This window comes from Pseudofrankia coriaricola (genome assembly GCF_001854805.1).
GTDB lineage: Bacteria > Actinomycetota > Actinomycetes > Frankiales > Frankiaceae > Pseudofrankia.
The window spans coordinates 177,878-194,888 of record NZ_MBLO01000220.1 but is presented as its reverse complement, the minus strand read 5'-3'; the positions used below and the strand labels follow the sequence as shown (position 1 = coordinate 194,888).

The 17,011-nt window shown below is 71.3% G+C and carries 14 protein-coding genes; 6 read left to right on the top strand and 8 right to left on the bottom strand.

Annotation, left to right across the window (positions count from 1 at the left end; genetic code table 11):
* Positions 1-731: 731 nt before the first annotated feature.
* A complete protein-coding gene (locus BCD48_RS26305; protein ID WP_071051033.1) occupies positions 732-1,142 on the top strand; it encodes a VOC family protein in 411 nt (136 codons plus the stop codon).
* An 89-nt stretch (positions 1,143-1,231) separates the two neighbouring features.
* On the opposite strand, the gene BCD48_RS26300 is transcribed toward BCD48_RS26305, so the two are convergent.
* On the bottom strand, positions 1,232-2,893 hold the full coding sequence (locus tag BCD48_RS26300; RefSeq protein ID WP_071051032.1) for an alkaline phosphatase D family protein: 1,662 nt from the start codon (positions 2,891-2,893) through the stop codon (positions 1,232-1,234).
* A gap of 557 nt (positions 2,894-3,450) precedes the next feature.
* The gene (locus BCD48_RS26295) at positions 3,451-4,311 is read right to left on the bottom strand and encodes a hypothetical protein (RefSeq protein WP_071051031.1); all 861 of its coding nucleotides are present in this window, start codon (positions 4,309-4,311) and stop codon (positions 3,451-3,453) included.
* A 170-nt stretch (positions 4,312-4,481) separates the two neighbouring features.
* Between BCD48_RS26295 and BCD48_RS26290 the strand changes: the two genes are divergently transcribed.
* Together BCD48_RS26290 and BCD48_RS26285 are read left to right on the top strand one after the other, a co-directional pair.
* Positions 4,482-4,847 (top strand): hypothetical protein, encoded by a 366-nt coding sequence (locus BCD48_RS26290; RefSeq protein ID WP_071051030.1) that lies wholly within the window; start codon positions 4,482-4,484, stop codon positions 4,845-4,847.
* A 346-nt stretch (positions 4,848-5,193) separates the two neighbouring features.
* Entirely contained in the window at positions 5,194-6,276 is a 1,083-nt protein-coding gene (locus BCD48_RS26285) for an ecdysteroid 22-kinase family protein (protein WP_241841997.1), read from the top strand.
* A gap of 177 nt (positions 6,277-6,453) precedes the next feature.
* Here the strand turns inward: BCD48_RS26285 and BCD48_RS26280 are convergent, their stop codons facing one another.
* Complete coding sequence (locus BCD48_RS26280; protein ID WP_241841996.1) at positions 6,454-8,346, bottom strand: glycoside hydrolase family 2 protein; 1,893 nt, start codon at positions 8,344-8,346, stop codon at positions 6,454-6,456.
* A 109-nt stretch (positions 8,347-8,455) separates the two neighbouring features.
* Entirely contained in the window at positions 8,456-8,947 is a 492-nt protein-coding gene (locus tag BCD48_RS26275) for a toll/interleukin-1 receptor domain-containing protein (RefSeq protein WP_071051029.1), read from the bottom strand.
* Between the two features lie 212 nt (positions 8,948-9,159).
* Here BCD48_RS26275 and BCD48_RS26270 point away from each other — a divergent pair, with 212 nt between their 5' ends.
* Positions 9,160-9,783 carry a DJ-1/PfpI family protein gene (locus BCD48_RS26270; RefSeq protein ID WP_083419210.1) on the top strand — a complete coding sequence of 208 codons (624 nt, stop codon included), beginning with the start codon at positions 9,160-9,162 and terminating at the stop codon, positions 9,781-9,783.
* A gap of 261 nt (positions 9,784-10,044) precedes the next feature.
* Positions 10,045-11,400 carry a mechanosensitive ion channel family protein gene (locus BCD48_RS26265; protein ID WP_491677173.1) on the top strand — a complete coding sequence of 452 codons (1,356 nt, stop codon included), beginning with the start codon at positions 10,045-10,047 and terminating at the stop codon, positions 11,398-11,400.
* Positions 11,401-11,623: 223 nt separating this feature from the next.
* Here the strand turns inward: BCD48_RS26265 and BCD48_RS26260 are convergent, their stop codons facing one another.
* The 4 genes from BCD48_RS26260 to BCD48_RS26245 form a co-directional block, all read right to left on the bottom strand.
* Positions 11,624-12,655 carry an isopenicillin N synthase family dioxygenase gene (locus tag BCD48_RS26260; RefSeq protein WP_131804107.1) on the bottom strand — a complete coding sequence of 344 codons (1,032 nt, stop codon included), beginning with the start codon at positions 12,653-12,655 and terminating at the stop codon, positions 11,624-11,626.
* 272 nt (positions 12,656-12,927) lie between these two features.
* The gene (locus tag BCD48_RS26255) at positions 12,928-14,307 is read right to left on the bottom strand and encodes a PP2C family protein-serine/threonine phosphatase (protein WP_071051027.1); all 1,380 of its coding nucleotides are present in this window, start codon (positions 14,305-14,307) and stop codon (positions 12,928-12,930) included.
* Positions 14,308-14,466: 159 nt separating this feature from the next.
* Positions 14,467-14,727, bottom strand: a complete 261-nt coding sequence (locus tag BCD48_RS26250; protein WP_071051026.1) for a hypothetical protein — start codon at positions 14,725-14,727, stop codon at positions 14,467-14,469.
* 37 nt (positions 14,728-14,764) lie between these two features.
* Positions 14,765-15,526: a DeoR/GlpR family DNA-binding transcription regulator gene (locus tag BCD48_RS26245; protein WP_071051025.1), complete on the bottom strand. Its 762-nt coding sequence runs from the start codon at positions 15,524-15,526 to the stop codon at positions 14,765-14,767.
* Between the two features lie 212 nt (positions 15,527-15,738).
* Between BCD48_RS26245 and BCD48_RS26240 the strand changes: the two genes are divergently transcribed.
* The gene (locus BCD48_RS26240; protein WP_198543390.1) at positions 15,739-16,992 is read left to right on the top strand and encodes an MFS transporter; all 1,254 of its coding nucleotides are present in this window, start codon (positions 15,739-15,741) and stop codon (positions 16,990-16,992) included.
* Positions 16,993-17,011 lie beyond the last annotated feature (19 nt).

The window sequence follows — 17,011 nt, the reverse complement described above, 5'->3', positions numbered from 1 at the left end:
GATCAAGCAACCTACTGACTACACTTCGGACAACACAGGCCAAAGTGCCAGGCTGTGCGCGTAGCGATCTTCGAGCACTCGCAAGTTCGGTCTAGACGTCAGGGCCACGACCAGCACCGTTTCGTGGCCCTGACGTCTGACAGGACGTCCGGCTTCCCAGGTGCCTGCCACAACGTGAGAGAGGAATGGTCGGGCCCGTCGCTCCGCGTCGGTCACCGGGTCCACCCTCGGCTGACGCCACGACGACACGTCCCGCGCCCGATCACGAGCATCGGCCGCCAGAGCGGCCTCCTGGACTAGACCCGCTGACGGGTTGGCGGTTGGCGGGTTGACCTGAAGGTGACTTGAGGTCCTAGCGTCGTATCCCGGGTCTCGTGCGAAGCGAGGAGGGAGCGTGATGCCGGCCGTCTACCGGATTGACACGTTCGTCGTGCCGGGTGACGCTCGCGAGGAGTCCGGATCCTCGTCCCCGTGCCCGCGCGGTGCTGAGGAGAGCAGCCGGGCTTCCTGGACGCCGTCCCGGCGGAGAAGAATTTTGGCGCGGGGCGCTTCAACGCCATGACCGTGGAGAAATGGTCGTCTGTCGACGACCCTGCCGGCGTCCGCGAGGTCGTCGACAGCTCACACCAAGCGACCGACCACCAGCCGCCGGAGTCGGCTCGAGCGGGCCGGGACCGATGCGGACCTGGCAGACGATATCGAGGCCGATGTAAGCCGAATCGAGGACACAGGTGCCGACCACAGTCGGGTTCAACCACATCGCCACACTGACCGCCGACATGGACAGGATCGTGAAGTTCTACGCCGACGCGTTCGGCGCAGAGGTGACGTTTGAGATGGATGCGCGGGATGATCATCCACGCATGGTGATCCTCGACCTCGGCGGGGGTGCCGCGCTCAACGTCTTCGAGACGTCGACCGACGACATCATCGGGGACAGGCGTCGCCAGGGCGGACGGGGCCCGATCGACCATTTCGGCCTGGCGGTCGACTCCCTGGAGACCCTCGAGGCCACCCGCGACCGGCTACGCGAACTGGGGGCCGACATCGGGGAGATCCAGCGGCTCGGGTCCGAGTGGTCGCTGTTCTTCCGCGACCCGGACGGGATGGAACTGGAGGTCTGCTGCCACTCCGATCAATGAATCCACTCGACCGGTGACAGCCGGGCCGGCGGCTCGGATTCTCCCGTCCCGGTGGCCGAGCGCCGGAACTGATCCAGTTTGGTGGTGGGTCAGGCCGGTTGGGCGCCGGGGCGGCCGTCCTCGATAACCCAGGTCGTGTCGGTGGTGACCGGGGAGTCGCGGCGGGAGAGGTCGGCGACGATCCGCAGGTCGGCGCGGCATTCCTCGGGTGTCACGCGGATGCGGGTGTAGCCGCGGCGGTCGCCGCGGAAGTACCGGACGTGCGGGTTGAAGCGGGCGTTGTTGTCCCGGACGAAGTCGTCGCTGATGAGGAAGAACGCCGAGCTGATCGAGGTACAGACGAACTCGGTGGCGACGACGGGCGTCTCTGGCTGGTCGAAGTCGACGCGCAGGTCGTTCACCCACGCGCAGTGCAGGTCGCCGGACAGCACGACCGGGTTGCGGGCCTTGCTGTCGCGCACGCCGGCCAGCACACGGCGCCGGTAGGGGCGGTAGCCGTCGTTCTGGTCGAGGTTCGTCAGCGTCTGCCCGTCCCCGCCCGGCAGCTGGCCGTCGAGCTGCGCCATCATCGTCTGCTGCGCTATCAGGTTCCACCGGGTGCGGGAGGCATCCAGCCCCGTCCGTAGCCACCGCTCCTGCTCGGCGCCGGCCATCGTGCCGCCCGCGTTGGCGCCGCCCAGGGCGGCGGCGCCAATGGCGCTCGGAGAGCTGCCCGGCGCGGGCGTGCGGTACTGCCGGGTGTCCATGACGTTGAGCGTCGCCAGGCTGCCGAACGCGAGCCGGCGGTAGATCTGGAAATCGGGGGAGCCTGGGTTCAGCCTGGCGCGGATCGGCATGTGCTCGTAGTACGCCTGGTAGGCGGCGGCGCGCTGGCGGGCGAACGCCGCGGGGTCCTGGTGCCGTGGGCCGGTGTCGCCGAGCTCGTCGGTGAGGCTCGCGTAGTTGTTCTCGACCTCGTGGTCGTCCCAGGTGACGACCCAGGGCGCGGCCAGGTGGGCGGCCTGCAACGCCGGGTCCGCCTTGTACTGGCCGTAGCGGTTGCGGTAGTCGGCGAGGGTCTGGAGCTGGTCGAGGCCGGGGGTCTGCGGGGTGGTGTGCCGCCGGTCCGGGAACTTGCTGTCCGGGTCGTACTCGTAGATGTAGTCGCCGACGTGCACGACGAGGTCCGGCCGGTCCGCGGCGATCGCGTCGAACGCCGGCCAGTAGCCGTTCTGGAAGTCCTGGCAGGACACGAGCGCGAACGCCAGCGACCCGCCGGCCGCTTCCGGGCCGGATCCCGGCGCCGCCGCCGTCCGGGTGCGGCCGACCGGGCTCTGCACCGTGCCGGCGCGGAAACGGTAGTAGTAGTCCCGCCCCGGCTCGAGGCCATGGACGTCGACGTGGACGGAGTGCGCGAGCGCCGCCCGCGCGGTCTCCGTGCCGGCCCGCACCACTGAGCGGAAGTCCGTGTCGGTGGCGATCTGCCAGTCGACGGGGATGTCGCGGGCCGGCATCCCACCGCCCTCGGTGGGCTTCGGCGCGAGGCGGGTCCAGAGGATCACGCCGTCGGGCAGCGGATCGCCGCTCGCCACGCCGAGGCCGAAGACCCCGTCCGTCACTCCGGGAATGGGAGTGGGCGCACGCAGGGTCGGGGCCGCGGGCCGCGTGGCGTCATCGGAGCCGCCGCAGGCAGCCAGGCCCGCCGCGGCCAGCGCCGCGCCCCCGAGGCCGAGCCCGCCAAGCAGGAGAGAACGCCGATGCGGTCGGCTCACCCCGGTGCCGACCTCCGGCGCCGGTCCCTCGCCGGCATGGGAACGATCCGGGCGTGGGCGTTCAACGGCGCCATCACGGGTCACAAGTCCAGCAGACTAGACGAAGTCGGACCTGTGGGATCCGTTGCGTTCGGAGAGCCGGGGCATGCGGAGGCCCTGGCGGGTCCGAGGATCAGCCGACGGCGACCGGCGGTGCTCCACGCTGAGCACTCCTCATGGGTCGCCGCCCCTCTGACATCCGTCGACGACCCGGGCCGATGAGTCCGTCCTGAGCGGGCGCCACCGGCCTGGCTCGAGTGCCTGATTCCTCGGCCTGCCTCGGCCGCGTGCCCGGGCTGGTCGGCCTGGGGCATGAACCCGTGATGCGTCAACCTGTGATGCGTCGCCGTGACGGTCCGCCGGTCTGGGCCTACCGTTCGCGCCGTTCGCAGAGTTCCGGTTTCCCATGGGCGCGAGAATGGGGTTACGGACGTCGGCCTGGGCTTTCAGAACCAACGGGTGGAAATTTAGTCATTCTGTTAGTCATCCCTTGCGCCTGTTTTGGCGCGGTCGGATAGTCACCGGGCGCCGCGCGCTCCTCGCCGGGAAATCAGCCGCCGGCGGGGAGGTGAATCGGCGGAGTCCGCGGGCGTGCCCAGGTCTTCGGCCTCGCCGCTCGGGAGCCTCGAGACGACCAGCGGCGGCCCGTCGTCGGGGTGACCGGGCCATGAGAGGGCGCTCGTCGCGGCCGGCTGGGGCTGATCGAAGGCGATCTGGCCATCTCGGTGGAGGAGCGCCATATCGAACATCACGGCGAACAGGCCGCGCCCGAGCAGGAAGGCCAGGTCGCTGACCGTCCGCCGGCCGTTCACCTGTACCAGGAGCTCCGCGCGGCCCTCGTCGATCGGCGGGGCCGCCGAGGTGGTCCGCGGGTGGGCCCGCGCGTGCAGGCCCAGCTCACGCCACCCGGACGCGACCGCCAGCCGGCGCCGGGTCTCCCGGACCACCCGGCCGGCGTCCATCCCCGGGACGAGCGGGATGAGCGGGTCGGCGACGCCTGGATTGGGCACGCACGCGAAGACATCCGCGAGCGTCAACGCGAACAGGGCGTCCATCGCGGCCGTCTGCGTCACCACCTGCACCGACGCGTCGCCGATCAGGCCGCGCTCGACCAGCTCGGCGCGCAGCCTGCCCTCGGGGGCGGCCTCGGCAAGGGCGTCGGTCCAGTCCTCGCGGGATACCCGCCCCGACCGCAGCAGCAGGGACTCCACACCCGGGGCGACCGGGGTGTCGGCGGCGACCAGCAGGCCAGAACTCAGGACGACCGTTCCCTCGACCAGCGCTCCTTCGGTCCACAGCGTCCCGGAGAAACGTTCCTCGGCCAGCCGGGACAATACGTTTAGAAGAACATAACCATCCGCCGCGGTGCCCACGCCCATCGCGTTCCACCCCCTCATCCCAGTGACAGCGAACAGGGGGAAGGATATGGTGCGTTGCGACCAAGTGCTACCAGCCCGTGCGACGTCCGCGCAAACGGTGGTAGACCGGTCGGAGTAAAAATCAACCCGGGCACAATGACAAGTTGTCCGTTGAATCGGGGAAGGATTGTATGGACATCGATACCGCGTTGAAGGAAGCGATGGCGCTCGACGGTGCGCTGGGAGCCGCGCTGGTCGACTACGAGAGCGGAATGATGCTGGGCTCGGCCGGTGGCGGCCGCGCGCTCAACCTCGAGATCGCCGCGGCGGGCAACACCGATGTGGTCCGCGCCAAGGCGAGGACACTTGAGGCGCTCGGCATCCGGGAGGGGATCGAGGACATCCTCATCACCGTGGACCGGCAGTACCACGTCATCCGCCTGCTCACCAGGGGCGGCAGCCGGCTGTTCCTGTACCTCGCCCTGGACCGCGCCCGGGCCAACCTCGCCCTGGCCCGCCATGGCCTCCGGACGATCGAACGCGAACTAAGCATGTGACGTCCAGACGGCCCGCCAGAGCTCCGGACCGTCTCCCGCGCTCCCTCGCGGTTCTCGCGGCCGCGAGCCCGCGCACCGTCCATGGGATCTGTCCCGGCCGGCCGTGGCGGCGGTCCGTGCCGGGAATCGGCGGAGTCTGTCGCATCGAGCCAAAGCTGGCGATCTCGACATTGACCTCGAAGTTGTGATCGGGCTATGGTCCGCGCGTGTCGCTGATGACCCCGCTGACTCCGCCGGCCTACCCGGGCGGCCTGCCCGCGAACCCTGGGCGGGCGGCATGACGAACGACGGGACGGACTTAGCGCCAGACTCGGATACGCGGGCCGAGGCGGCGGGACCACGAGACGTGGACGGATCACACCGGATCGTCGACGACCCGGCTGACGTCACCCCGGCGTGGCTGACCGAGGTGCTGCGCGCGGGTGGCACCGATGTCGAGGTCGTCGGCGTGCGCTTCGAGCCGGTCGGCACCGGGCAGACCGCGGTCAGCTATCGCTTCCACCTTGACCTCGCGCCGGGGGACGCCGGGCGCGGGCCGGTGAGCGTGGTGGTGAAGATGGCCGGTGGTGCCCCTGAGGTCCGTCGGCGGTTGCGGGTGGCTTACCGCAACGAGGTCGGTTTCTACCGGACCTTCGCGGGGCGTGCGCGGGTCCGGGTGCCCCGGTGCTGGAGCGCCGAGCTCAGTGACGACGAGTACCGCTTCACCCTCGTGCTCGAGGACGCCCACCCGGCGCGGGCCGGCAACCAGGTCGACAGCTGCACGGTCGCGCAGGCCGCCCTTGCCATCCGCAACCTCGCTGGTCTGCACGCGCCGTTCTGGAACGACGACAGCGTCACCGACGGTACCGACTGGCCGGCCCGGCTCGACGAGGCCGGGATGAGTTTTCTGGGCAAGGTCGCGACATCGGCGGCCGCCGAGTTCACTGAGCGATATCGGGCAGGCCTCGGGCCGCGGGACGTCGACACCTTGCTGCGTGCGGCGGAGCTCGTGGCCGGCTGGGGGAAGTACACGTCGGATCGCTTCTCGTTGGTGCATGGCGACTACCGGCTCGACAACCTGCTGTTCTCCGGCGACACGCAGGTGCGGGCGGTCGACTGGCAGACCGTCGAGGTGGCCTTCCCCGGCCGCGACCTCGCCTATTTCCTGTCCACCGCATTGGCTCCCGCCGAGCGGCGCGCCCACGAGCGGGCGCTCGTCGCCGCCTACCACCAGCGGCTCGTCGAGTACGGCGTCCCGGACTATCCCGTTGACCTCTGTTTCGAGGACTACCGGCGCGGGCTGCTGCAGGGACCGCTGATCACCATGATCGGCGCCGTCTACGCGAGCGCCGAGCGCACCGCCGGCGCCGACCGGATGTTCCTGTCGATGGCCGCCAACGCCTGCGCGGCGATCCGCGACCTGGACGCCCTCGCACTGTTGTCGGCCTAGCCAGCCCGACTGTCCGCCCCAGGGAGATCCCGGGCGGCCCGGCCGGTCAGCCGATTCGGGCCCGGCGGCCAGCAGGTCGGTGGCGGTCATGAGCTCCTGGTCAAGGGACTCCGCCCCAGAGATCACGCCTGCCGTCGTGCTTCCGTCCCGCCGACGGATTCCGGGCCGCCCGCGGGATCATCCCGCGTCGCTCCCGGTGACAGGGGAGATGGCGCGGGCGTCGTCGTACAGCTGCCGGTGAGCGGCGCGCACCCGGTCGGGATCCACCTTGAGAATGGCGCGGTCGTAGGTCACCAGGCCGTTGTATTCACCCTCGACGTCCGTCGCCTGGGTGTAGATGGCGATGCTGAGGCCCTGTTCCCGGGCGAGTACGCGCAGCTCGTCGACCATTCCCAGATAGCGGTCGGTGAGCCCGCCGGGCGAGGTGGCCCACTCGTAGCTGAATCCGTCGGCCGCGTCCCAGGCGTGGCCCGTCGCAGGCAGCCCGATGCCGCCGAACTCGCCGAGCGCGCGGCAGCGACCGGGCGAGGCCGGGACGACGGCTGGGCCAGGATAGGCGTGCAGGTCGGCGACGTCGCCGGCTCCCGCGTCGATCCAGTGGTTTCCCGGGTCCGCGCTGCCGCTGTTCTCGCTGATCAGGCGGGTCGCGTCGAGGGCCCGGACCGTCTCGGTAATGCGCTGGACGTCGTACTGCCCCCAGCCCTCGTTGAACGGGACCCACCCGATGACGGACGGAAAGGCGCGACACTGCTCGACGAGCGCCCGCAGCTCGGTCTCGAACTGCCGGCGGGCGGCTTCGTCCGGCTCCCGGTCATGCGGCATGGACGGCATGTCCTGCCAGACGAGCATGCCGAGCCGATCCGCCCAGTGGTACCAGCGCGCGGGTTCGACCTTCGCGTGCTTGCGGATGCAGGTGAAGCCGAGTTCCTTCGCCATTTCGATGTCGCGCCGGAGCTCGTCGTCCGTCGGCGCGGTGTACACGCCGTCCGGCCAGTAGCCCTGGTCCAGTAGCCCGAGGTGGAAGACGAACCGGCCGTTGAGCAGCGGCCGCGGCTCGCCGGATACCTCGGCCACCTCGACCGACCGCATCCCGACATAGCTGTCCACCCGGTCATAGGTGTCCACCCGGTCGTGCGTGCCGGACGGGTCGGGCCGCCCGTCGGCAAGCGTCACGGTCACCCCGTACAGGAAGGGGTCCTCGGGCGACCAGGCACGGACGTTCGGGATCTCCACCGTGAACGGCCGGCCGCTGATCCCCGTCCCGGCCGCCACCGTCGCGGTCCCGGCCGCCGTCCCGGCCCGCACCTCGACCCGGACCGGCACCGCGGCGTCGGGGGCCGCGGCCCCCGCGTGCCCGGTGCTCGCGTCCGGGGCCGACCGAGCATCCGCCGCGACCGCGTTCACCACGACATGGACGGCGCCGGCGGCCAGATCCGGAGTGAGCGTGAGCCCGGAGACGTGGCAGGACGGGGTCGGCTCCAGCCAGACCGTCTGCCAGATCCCGGAGACCGAGGTATAGAAGATCCCGCCCGGGTGGCGGCGTTGCTTGCCCACCGGCTGCCCACCACCGTCGGTCGGGTCGAAGACATGGACGAGTACCTCCTCCTCGCGCCAGGTCAGACAGGGAGTGATGTCGAAGCTAAAAGCGTCGTAACCGCCCCGGTGCGCGCCGACCGCGACCCCGTTGACCCATACCCGGCATGCCCAGTCGACCGCGCCGAAATGGAGGTGAACCCGGCCGACGGCCCAGTCCGGTGGCACGTGGAAGGTACGGCGATACCACATCCGCTCATGCGTCGCCCCGATGCCGGACAGCGTCGACTCGACCGGGAACGGGACCAGAACGCGCCGCGGCAGCCGCCGGCCGATGGGCGGGTCGCCATGGTCATCGGGACCGCCATGGTCATCGGGACCGCTGTGACCACGAAGGGCGGCTGGTGCCGCCGGTCCCCGTCCTCCCCAGAACTCCCAGCGGCCGTTCAGCGACAGCCAGGACGATCGCACGAGATGCGGGCGCGGGTATTCCGCCAACGGACTTCTCGCGGCCGCCGCGCGCGACCAGGCGGTCACCAGCCTTCTTCCGGGCACCCTCCGGATGCTAGAAGGTTCCATCGTCCGGTTCGTGGGGATTGCCGAGGCCTGATGCGCCGGCGGTGCCCGCCGCGGGGGCTTCGACCAGCTACGCGGCCGGGAATGGCGGCGCGGTCGTCGGTTTGGCCCGCGCGCCGGAGATCGCCAGCCCGGCGGTGCGCAGCAGCTCCGCCTTCGCCTGGTCCGGCGACATGACGAAAAGGTCGATGGACACCACCTGGTTGAGCAGGCCCGGCCGGGCACAGTCGGCAACCCGGGCCACCAGCAGCTTCCGCTTCGCGCCGTCCGGGTCGGCCGCCCACGCCGCCTGCCATTCCGCCGTTCCGTAAACCGACCGCGCGTACGCGTCGGACAGCACCGCGACGGTGCGAACCGAATACTGGACGCCGTTGTGCATCCCGGCGAGCCAGTTCGACCCCGGCACGAAATCCCACGCCTGCACCAGGACCCGGTAGCCGGCCTCCTCCAGCGTCCAGGAGATCCACTCCGCCCACGGCCGGTCCGTCTGCGTGTAGGACACGAAGAAATCCCACTGTGCGCCGCCGCTCGCCGCGTTGTCCGGCTCGCCATCGTTAGTCACGCTAACAGTGTGCCACCGCCACGGTCCGCGCCGGGCCGGCCGGCGGCCCACCCGGCGGGCCGTTTCGGTCGGCATCCGCTGGCCGCGGCGTTCGCCGCGTTCGCGGCGTACAGACCAGGGATAAATGACCAGCGGCCGACAGGACGGGATGGGATGGTGGGGCCGGGTACGGTCCGGGTGCCGGTGCCGACCACCTACAGCGGAGGCAGGGGATGGTCGTGCAGGTCGCCGTGCTGACGTTCGACGGGTTCAACGAGCTGGACAGCTTCATCGCCGCCGCGATCATCAACCGCTGCCGTCGTGACGGGCTGACGGCCTACATCACCACCCCGACTCCCGTCGTCACCTCGATGAACGGCGTCGAGGTGACCGGCCAGCGCCCGCTCGCCTTCGCCGCGGAGGCCGACGTCGTGCTGGTCGGAAGCGGAGTCAGGACGCGCGACGTCATCCAGGACGACCACCTGCTCGGCTCGTTCTCGCTGGACGCGACCCGGCAGCTGATCGGTTCGCAGTGCTCCGGCGCCCTGGTTCTGGCCCGGCTGGGTCTGCTGGCATCGGTCCAGGCGTGCACGGATGCCACCAGCCGCCCGTGGGTGGAGGCGTGCGGCGTCGAGGTGGTGGACGCGCCGTTCCGCGCGGTCGGGAACATCGCCACGGCCGGCGGCTGTCTGGCGTCGCAGTACCTCGCCGCCTGGGTGGTCAGCCGGACACTGGGCGAGGCGCCCGCCCGCGCCGCGATCGACTACGTGGCCCCGGTGGGGGAGAAGCAGGAGACCGTCGAGCGGGTGTTGGCGGTCCTGCGCGCGGGCGAGCAGCGGCTCGCGGCCCGGCCGTGAGCCGCCGCGACACCAGTCCACAACGGCGGGTTCGTCAGCGCGAAGGTCATACGTCGCGAGCCGGCACGCATATCCGCGTCCACGGCGATCCGTTCACCCGCCCCCTGATCGCGCGTCGCGTGGGTCTGCCCCCACAACCGCCAGTTCGGCTGTGAGGGCTGTCACCTGTTGGTCCGGAGCAAACCGGGGCAGGGCTGAGGAGTCGGTTCATATCGGCAGGCCATGCCCTGCAGGCGGAAACCAACCCCGGGAGCCGTGCCCGTGAGCAGCCCATCCGCGATGTCCCTGCCCTCCACCGACTCGACGCCCGCGGTACTCGTCATCCTCGCCACGGCCGCCACCGCCGGCTTCCTGCTGGCGTTCGTCGTCGACTGGCTCGCCCGGCGCGCCGGGCGACGCTACGAGATCGCCGCGGACATGTCCCGGCGCGGCCGGCGGCCCCTGCGGATCACCGCCGTCCTGCTCGGCCTGCTCGTCGCGGCGAACGCGGCGCCGCGCCAGGACTGGACCGTGGCACTGATCCGGGTCCTCGGCCTCGCACTCATCGGGGGGTTCGCCTGGCTGACCACGGTCGCCGCGTTCGTTCTCGAGGACCTCGCGCTCGCCCGCTACCGGACCGACGTCGCCGACAACCGGCACGCCCGCCGGATCCGCACCCAGGTCACTCTGCTGCGCAGGATCACCACCGCGGTCATCACGGTCATCGCGGTCGCGGCGATGCTGATGACCTTCCCGAGCGTCCGGGTCGCCGGCGCGAGCATCTTCGCGTCCGCCGGCGTCGTGGGCATCGTCGCGGGCCTTGCCGCGCAGACCTCGCTGGCCAACGTCTTCGCCGGCCTGCAGCTGGCGTTCACCGACGCGATCCGGGTCGACGACGTCGTCGTGGTCGAGGACGAGTGGGGACGCATCGAGGAGATCACCCTCACCTACGTCGTCGTGCACATCTGGGACGACCGCCGGATGATTCTGCCGTCGACCTACTTCACGACGACACCGTTCCAGAACTGGACGCGGCGGGAGTCCGCCGTCCTGGGTGCCGTCGAGCTCGACCTCGACTGGAGCGTGCCGACGGAGGACCTGCGCACGCAGCTGCACGCGGTCCTGGCCGATACAGAGCTGTGGGACGGCCGGGTCGCCGTGCTGCAGGTGACCGACGCGGTCGCCGGATACGTGCGGATCCGCGTCCTGGTCAGCGGCAAGGACGGTCCGACGGTCTTCGACCTGCGCTGCCTGGTGCGCGAGGCGCTGGTGGGCTGGCTACGGAAGAACAGCCCCGCGGCGCTGCCGCGGACCCGGATCGAGCCGCCCTACCCGGACCTCTTCCAGAAGCAGGACTGGACGGGTCCACGCCGTGGCGACGGAAGCTCGAACGACGAGCGCCGCGCCGGCGAGCGCGTGGCCGCCGGCCCGGGCCCCGAGCCTGACGGCGACGACGGCGCAGCCACGCGGCCGCGCCGCGCGGGCGCACCCGACGGCAACGACACCCGGCTGTTCGGCGGCAACCTCGAGGCCGAACGGCGGTCGCGGGCGTTCAGCGAGACCAGCGAGACCAGCGAGACCGGGGAAACCGGGGAACCCCGTGAGACCAGCGAGGCCGCCGGCCGTCGACGCCCGTGACGACCGCCCTGGGGCTCAGGGCTGACGGCGCAGGACGACCAAGCGGCGAGGATGGTGCAGCACCCCTAGGGGTAGGTAGCCCCAGGCCCTGCTGTGGGGCGTCAACCATGGATTCGCGCCTGACCACCACCGGATCCAGTCCTGGCGCGCCTAGCCCTGAGCCGGAAGGCGCGCCCGCTGGGCGGGCTCAGGTGGCTGACGTGGCTGAGATGACTGAGGTGGCTCAGGCGGTTGCCGGCTCGGCGTAGGTCTTGGTCAGGACGTACTTCTCCATGAACTGGCGCTGCCAGTCGTACGCGGTGATCGGCTCGAACCGGGAGCCTTCCGCGCCGACCATCGTGGGCACCGGGGTGACGACCGTGTCGACGTTCGGCAGGAAGAACGTGGCGATCGACTGCCGCTGGTCGGCCGGGGCCGGGCCGGCGACGACCCGGTGGACGGTGGCCGGGTAGCGCCCGTTGGTCCACCGGCTGAGCAGGTGGCCGATGTTGATGACGAAGGCGTCGGCACGCACCGGCACCGTGATCCACTCGCCGTCGAGGCCGCGGAGCTGCAGGCCCTCGTAGTCGCCCCGCTGGTGCAGCACCGTCAGCCCGCCGGAGTCGGCGTGCGCCACGAGCAGGACGTCCTCGTGGTCGGCGTCGGCGGGCTGGGGCGGGTAGAAGTTCGCGGAGAACAGCGTGACGTCCTTGGCGAACGGCGCGGCGAAGTAGTCCGCGGGCAGCTCCAACGCCTGGGCGAACAGCGACATGAGGGTGCGCGCGAGCTCCCGCGTGGCCTCGGCGTACCGCTGCCAGGTGGCCTTGAAGCCGGGCAGCTGCTCGGGCCAGACGTTGGGCACGAAGTAGTCGGGGTGCCCGCCGACGGCGCCGTCGGCCTCGGCGGCGGTCAGGTCGTCGTAGGTGATGAACTGCAGCGCCCGGTTGAGGACGCGGCCCTGGCCGTCGATCTGCTCGAAGAGGCCGCGCTGGCTGGCCCGTGGCCGGACCAGGGCGCGCCGCTCGTCATCCGGCAGCGCCGCGACCTGGTCCATCGTGGCGTACGCGGCGTCGACGAGAGCGGCGGGGACGCCGTGCCCGACGACCTGCAGGAAGCCGACGTCGGCGAGGGCGCGGCGCAGCTCGGCCACGACCGGGGCGGCTCCGGCACCGGCGCTGGCGCCGGTCAGCGCCGGACCGAGGTTGACGACGGGGATCTGGCTCATGTGCCCTGCCTTTCGGGCGACGTGGTCGGACAGGACGGGCGCAGTTGGCACGGCGAACTCCTTCCGCAAACTTCCAGCCGGCCGTGTCCACGCTGTTTCCGCGTCGTTGCGGCCGGGCCGCGGCACGCCTCGGCGCGGGTCACAGCCCTGCCGATCGACGGCTGGTCATCAGGAAGGCACACGGAGGCGCGGCCGGCACCACTGCCGGCCCGCATCACTGCCGGTCGTCGTCGCGCCGGTGGTCGAGGTGGGCGGCGGTCGCCGATCAGTCGGGTCCGGCCTTGCGCCGAGGTGGTGGAGGGCGGTGGCGAGTGGGTACGAGCTCAGGAGCCGCGGACGGCGAGCAGGCAGAGGTCGTCCTCGCGGGTCGAGGGGCCGGCGACGTCGGCGAGGAGCCGGTCGCAGAGCGCGTCCAGGCCGGGGGCGTCGGCGTTCGGCCCCTGCGCCGCGGCCGCGGCGAGGGTCGCCAGCCGGTCGGTGAGGGAGGTGCCTCGGCGCTCCACCAGCCCGTCGCTGTAGAGCAGGAGGCTGCTCGCGGGCGGCAGGGTCATGGTTCGCTGACCGTAGTCGTACCCGGGCACGACGCCGAGCATCGGGCCGTGCACGTCGTCGAGGTAGCGGGCGTCGGTGCTGGTGAGCAGCAGCGGCGGCGGGTGACCGGCACACGACCAGGTGAGCCGGCCGGTGTTCGGCTCGACCGTCGCGACGATCGCGGTGGCGAGGGTGTCGTCCTGCGCGGCGAGCAGGTGGGCGGACAGCCGCGTGGTGATGGCGGCCGGAGCGCGTCCCTCGATCGCGTACGCGCGGGCGGCGTGCCGCAGCTCGGCCATGGCCGAGACGGCGGGCAGCCCGTGGCCGCCGACGTCGCCGACCACCAGGGTGACGGAGCCGTCCGGACGGACGACGGCGTCGTACCAGTCGCCGCCGACCTCCACGTCACGGCCGGCCGGCAGATATCGGGCGACGAGCTCCATCCCGGGCAGCTCGGGCAACGTCCGCGGGAGAATCGCGCGTTGCAGCGTCTCCACGACGGACCGCTGCCGTTCATGCAACCTGGCCCGTTCGATCGCCTGGGCATAGACGCCGGCGAGCGTGCGCAGGTACGCGCGTTCCTCCTCGTTGAAGGAACGCGGCCCGGACCAGGCCAGGGACAGGACCCCGATGATGCGGCCGGACACGGTGAGCGGCAGGGTCGCCGACGCATCGATACCGATCGCGGCGAAGACCGCGCGGCGGTCCGGATAGTCGTTGAGGTAGCCCACCCGCGTCGGGTCGAAGCGTGGCTGCCCGGTCCGCACGACCTCACCGGTGGCGGCCGGGCCGGGGTTGCGGGCGCGCACCCAGACGTCGGTGAACACCGGCGTGGTAAGCCGGGGCCAGGCCAGGACGCGGTCGGGGGAGTCGTCCTCGCCAAACAGGACGAAGCCGGCGAAGGTCACGGCGGCGTCCGCGGCGGCGGTCCGGAAGGCCACGTCGGCCACGTCGTCGACGGTCAGGACCGTGCCCAGGGCGCTGGTGGCCGCCAGCAGCCGGCGAGACCGCACCAGTGCCTGCGACAGCGACGAGATCAGCTCGTCGGCGGTGGGTGGTCTTGCCCGGGCGACGGGGGCGTCACGCCTGGGGGCCGCCACGTCGCCGACCGGGTCGCCGAGTACCGGCCTGTCCTCCGTCGCGGGCCGCTTGGCCCGCCCCAGGTTCCCCATGACCCGCCTTCCTCGGCGCGAGCTCTACACGGCCGCGGACGACATATCGCCATACCCTCCGGGGGGTGCCGGACCGAGACCATCGTAACAGTGCGTTACTGGACGTAGCTCACTGTCGAGCGTGACGTACTCGTCCGGCACCCCTACCCGCGGCGGTGGCTACCTCACGATCAGGTCGTCGAAGTTGGGCCCGCGCAGGCGGTGCCACATCTCGTTGCCGGGGAACGGGCAGTTCGTGACCGAACGGCCGTAGTCGTTGCGGTAGTAGCTGTTCGCGCGCGGGCCCTTGTGGATCTTGAACTTCTCGCGTTCGTCGAGCTGGTCGTTGTATCGCCAGTACGCCTCCTCGGTCACCTTGACGAAGCGCTTCCCGGTGCGGAGGAGCTCCTTGACGCAGTCGAGCAGGAGCCGGGTCGCCATCTCCTGGTGGTTGACGACACCCAGGCCGCCATGCGGGTCAGGAAATGGTGGCGACCTCGACGCCGGCGGCGAGGAGCTCTCGTACGGGGGCGGCGGTCCGGGGAGCGTCGGTGATCAGCAGGCTGATCTGGTCGGGCGGGCAGATGCGGCCGAAGGTGACGTGACCGAGCTTGTCCGCGGTGGCGACGAGGAGAGTGCGCCGGGCGGCGCGGACGGCGGCGCGTTTCACCTGGACGTCGTCGAGGTCGTACGCGGTGGCGCCGGTGGTGGCGTCGACTCCGCAGCAGGACAGGATGAAGGTGTCGTAGCGCAGTTCCTCGAAGGTGCGCACGGTTAGCGCGCCGTGGAAGGACAGCTCGCCCCTGCGGACCTGGCCGCCGGGCATGAGCAACTGGATGCCGTCATACGCGCCGAGGCGCGTGGCGGCGTGCAGCGAGAGGGGCGTGACGGTCAGCTGCCGGTCGGCCATGGCCGCGGCGACGGCGACGGCGGTCGTTCCGGTGTCCAGCGCGACCGTCTCTCCGTCCCTGAGCAGTTCCACGACGGCCACGCCGAGCCTGGCCTTGGTCTCGGCGCCGGCGAGGGCGCGCACGGCATAGGGCGGCTCGACCCCGCTGAGCAGTGCGCTGACCGCGCCGCCGTGCACTCGGCGCAGCGCGCCCTGGGACTCGAGCTGCTCCAGGTCGCGTCGCACCGTCATCTCGGACGTCCCGGTGACCATGGCCAGCTCCGCGACCGAGGCGCGGTTGCGCTCGCCCAGCACCGTCAGGACCAGCCGATGCCGCTCGGCAGCGTTCACGGCTCGATTCTGCACGGACGGGGCTCGCCCCTGGCCGCACGCGGGATCAGTCGTACCCGACCCTGCGCGGTCCGGGTCGCTCGACGAGCGATCTGTTGACATGTGAACATCTTAGATGTTCGTATGCACGATGTGTTTGTGCGATGTCACTTGTCCATGTCCGGTTCCGGTCCCGATCTCGGTCCCGGTGGTGGCGTCGTCCAGGACGGCCCGTGGCGCCTGATCGGCGTCGGGGGACGTTCGTGACCGTCCTGTCCTCCCGCGGGGCAACGGAGCCGCCCAGCCTGGTCAGCGCGGTGGCGGTGGTCGCCTCCTGCGTCGGCTTCGTGGTGATCGGGGCGCTCCAGGCCCTCTACGGCCCCGTGATCCCCGAGATCCGCGCGAAGTACGGCGTGGCGTCGGGAGCGGCCGGCCTTGGCCTGTCCGCCCACTTCGTCGGCGCGCTGCTCGGCGTCCTGCTCTTCTTCCGCCTGCGCCGCCGGATCGGCACCCGGCTACTGCTCGGCGTCTCCTATGGCCTCATGGCCGCCGGATCGCTGGCATTCGCGGCCGCGCCCACCTGGCCGGTCGCACTGACGGCGGCCACGGTTGTCGGCCTCGGCTTCGGGGGGATCGACTACGGGTTGAACCAGCTGTTCGCCACCGGGTTCGGACGACGAAGCACCGCGATGCTCAACCTGCTCAACGCCCACTTCGGCATCGGCGCGGTCGCGGGGCCGGCGCTGGTCGGCTGGTTGGGTGCCCGGAATTACCCGTGGCTCTTCGTCGCCCTGGCGGTCCTCTGCCTCTTCCTCCTGCCCAGCCTGGGCGGTGTGCGGTCCGGGGACAGCGAGGCGGTCGTCACCTCCGGATCCGCGGCCGCGCCGTCCAGGCTGGTACCCGTCGTCGCCGCGTTCATCGTCATCTACGTGCTGCACGTGGCGATCGAGACGGGAGTGGGTGGCTGGGAACCCACCCAGCTGGCGGCGGTCGGCTACGGCGCCTCCGCCGCCGCGGTCGCCACCTCGGGGTACTGGCTCGCGATGACCGTGGGCCGTTTCCTGGCCGTGCCTCTCAGCCTGCGATTCCCGGCGCCCCTGATCGTGACCGTGAGCTGCCTCGGCATGGCGGCCTGCCTGATCATGGCGCCCGTGGCCGCCCTCGCTCCCTACGCCTACCTGGGAGTCGGCCTCTTCATCGCGCCGATCTTCCCCACCGCCCTGCCCTGGCTCAGCAGGGCGGCCCCGACGGTCGCCTCGGCCAGTGCGTTCGTCATCGCCGCCTCCATGATCGGTGGCGTGGCCTTTCCCCCGCTCCTCGGCGCGACGATCGACAAGTCCGGTGTCCGGGCGGTACCCGTTCTGCTGTTCGGGCTCGCCGTGATCTGCGGCATGCTGAGTGTCTGGCTACGACGAACCACCGCCGCCCCGGCCGTCTCCCGCGCGGACCCGCCACTGGCCGCGCCACAGGCAGTCGGCCGCGACTGAACGCGATCGCCGGGCCCGG